Below are 2,294 nucleotides of genomic sequence, written 5' to 3'. Positions count from 1 at the left end.
CCGGGAGGGTGGCCGGATGGCCGTGGAATCAGTGGCCGGATGCGCGTGGAATGGGTGGCCGGATCACCGTGGAATCGGTGGCCAGATGCTCATGGAATGGGTGGCCAGATGACCGTGGAATCCGCAAACTCGCCCCGTACACCAGTGAGGAACTCCTGCTGGTGGCTCCTCATCTCGCCAAATCCGTTGCGCGCCTCGCTGGCGGCCTGCTCGAAGCGCTGTGCGCTTTCCAGCAGGGCCTTCTGCAGCTGCTGCAGGGTGCCGGCCTGAGTCTGCAGCTGGCCAGCCAGTGCGGCGTTCTGGCTGCCGGCCTCCTCGATACGCAGGGTGACCTGCTCCAGACGCTGCCCCAGCAGCTCCGCCGCCCTCTGCACATTGACCGCCAGCACACCCAGCTGGCTGGCGCTGTTGCTCATATGCTTGCTGCTTTGCGCAGCGGCAGCGCTGGTCTGCTGCAAATCCGCCATCAGCTGCCGGTGCTGATCGGCCATCTGGAGGCTTTGCAGCTGGGTAGCCTGCACTGCCCTAGCGATCTCGGCCAGCAACTGCTGTTGCTGGGCTGCCATCGTTTCCAGCTGCTCGTTCAGACGCTGCTGACGCTCCTTCTCGCGCGTTTCCGCCTGCTGACCATGGCTACTCATCTGCTCGTTGAGCGTAGCCAGCAGCTTGCCGACGGTGTCTTCGAGATTGCGCTGCTGAGCCACCGAGGTCTCGGCAATCGCCGTGATCTGCTGCTGCCCGGTCTGTCCCAGGCTATCGAGCAGCTGCTTCTGCTGGTCCAGCGCCGCGGCCTGCTGCGCCTGGTGGCGGGCAGAACGCGCCTGCTCGCGCTCCTCTGCCTGCTGGCCATGGCTAGTCATCTGCGAGTTAAGGGCGGCCAGCAGCTTGCCGACTGTGTCTTCAAGATTGCGTTGCTGAGCCGCCGAGGTCTCAGCAATCGCCGCGATCTGCTTCTGCCCTGTCTCTCCCAAGCTATCGAGTAGCTGCTTCTGCTGGTTCAATACGGCGGTCTGTTGTGCCTGATGATGGGCTGCACGCGCCTGCTCGCGCTGCTCCGCAGTATTCATCTGCGCATCCAGCTGGGAATTGAGGGTCATCATCAAGCGGGAGAACACCTTATCCAGATTGTCATGCCGCTGGTTGCTTGCCTCCCCCATGGTCTGCATCTGCTCGCGAGTCGACGCAGCGAACCTCTCCAGCAGATCGGCCTGGCTGGTACGGGTTTCGACCAGCAAGCGCTCGAACATCGCCTGGCGCTCTTCATCGCGGCGATGCGCGGCCCCCAGTTGGCTATCCAGCTGGCCGCCCAGCCCCCCCATCAGATCCCCGAAGCGCTGCTCCATCTGCTGCTGGCGGTGATCGGCAACACTGGTGATCCGCTCGAGCTGCGCCTCGAAACGCTCCCTCTGCTGCTCGGCACTGCTGAACTGGCGGCTCTGCTGCTCATCGAGAGTCTGCGCCAGCTGATTGATGCGCTCGCTCATACTCCCCACCGCTGCATGCACATCCGAGGCGGCTTGCTGCATCAGGTGCCCCTGCTCGCGTCCGGCCGAGGTCATGCCGCTCATGAAATTGCTGACCAGCTTCTCCAGTACCTCGCTGGACTGCTGGCTGGCGCTGTTGACCAGAGTCTGGATGGCAGGTGCCATGACGTTGTCCAGCGCATTGGTGATCGCCAGCTGCATCCCCTCGCTCATGCCATTGAGGCTTTCCTGCAGACGATCGCCGATACGCTCGTGCAGCTCCTGCAAGGCTTCTTTGCTCTCGCGGCTGTGATCGGCGATATGTACTAGCGACTGCTCGGCCGGAATGAGCGGGTAGACCGAGTCGATGTGATGTTGCAGATTCTGTATCCGCCCCAGAGCCCAGCGTTCGGTGAGCTTCTCGATAAGGTTGAGTACCAGGCTGAAGCCTACCCCCCATACAGAGGCCATGAATGCCACCGCTGCACCCTGGATCATCACGGAGATGCCTTCTCGCAACTGCTCGACACCCCCGCTACTGTCCAGCTTCAGCTTCGACAGGCCGATGGTCAGCCCCACGAAAGTAGCCAGTACCCCCAGCCCTACCAGCAAACCGGGCAAAGAGCCGAGAAAGCGGCTCCCACTCAGGCCAGATGCCAGCGTGCGAGCGTTGAAGAAATGCTCGGCATCAAGGGTGTTGAACAGTAAGCGGCCGGGCATCACACCTTGCTGGCAGGCATCCAGTTGTGCGGCAGCAGCTCAGTCAGTGCGCTGGTCTTCTGCGTTGGCAGGCGTGTGAGCACGTCCTTCAGGTAGGCATACGGGTCATGG

The 2,294-nt window shown here is 62.6% G+C and carries 2 protein-coding genes; both read right to left on the bottom strand.

Features of this window, described 5'->3' with window-relative positions:
* Window positions 1–89 precede the first annotated feature (89 nt).
* Window positions 90–2,183, bottom strand: a complete 2,094-nt coding sequence (gene zorA / locus KRX52_RS14560) for an anti-phage ZorAB system protein ZorA (protein ID WP_217682449.1) — start codon at window positions 2,181–2,183, stop codon at window positions 90–92.
* Window positions 2,183–2,294 (bottom strand): transposase domain-containing protein (locus KRX52_RS14555; protein ID WP_217682187.1); only part of this gene is annotated, 112 nt, incomplete at its 5' end. The genes zorA and KRX52_RS14555, both read right to left, overlap by 1 nt.

This window comes from Geopseudomonas aromaticivorans, from assembly GCF_019097855.1.
Classification (GTDB): Bacteria; Pseudomonadota; Gammaproteobacteria; order Pseudomonadales; family Pseudomonadaceae; genus Geopseudomonas; species Geopseudomonas aromaticivorans.
This window is presented reverse-complemented; position numbering and strand designations above follow the sequence as displayed.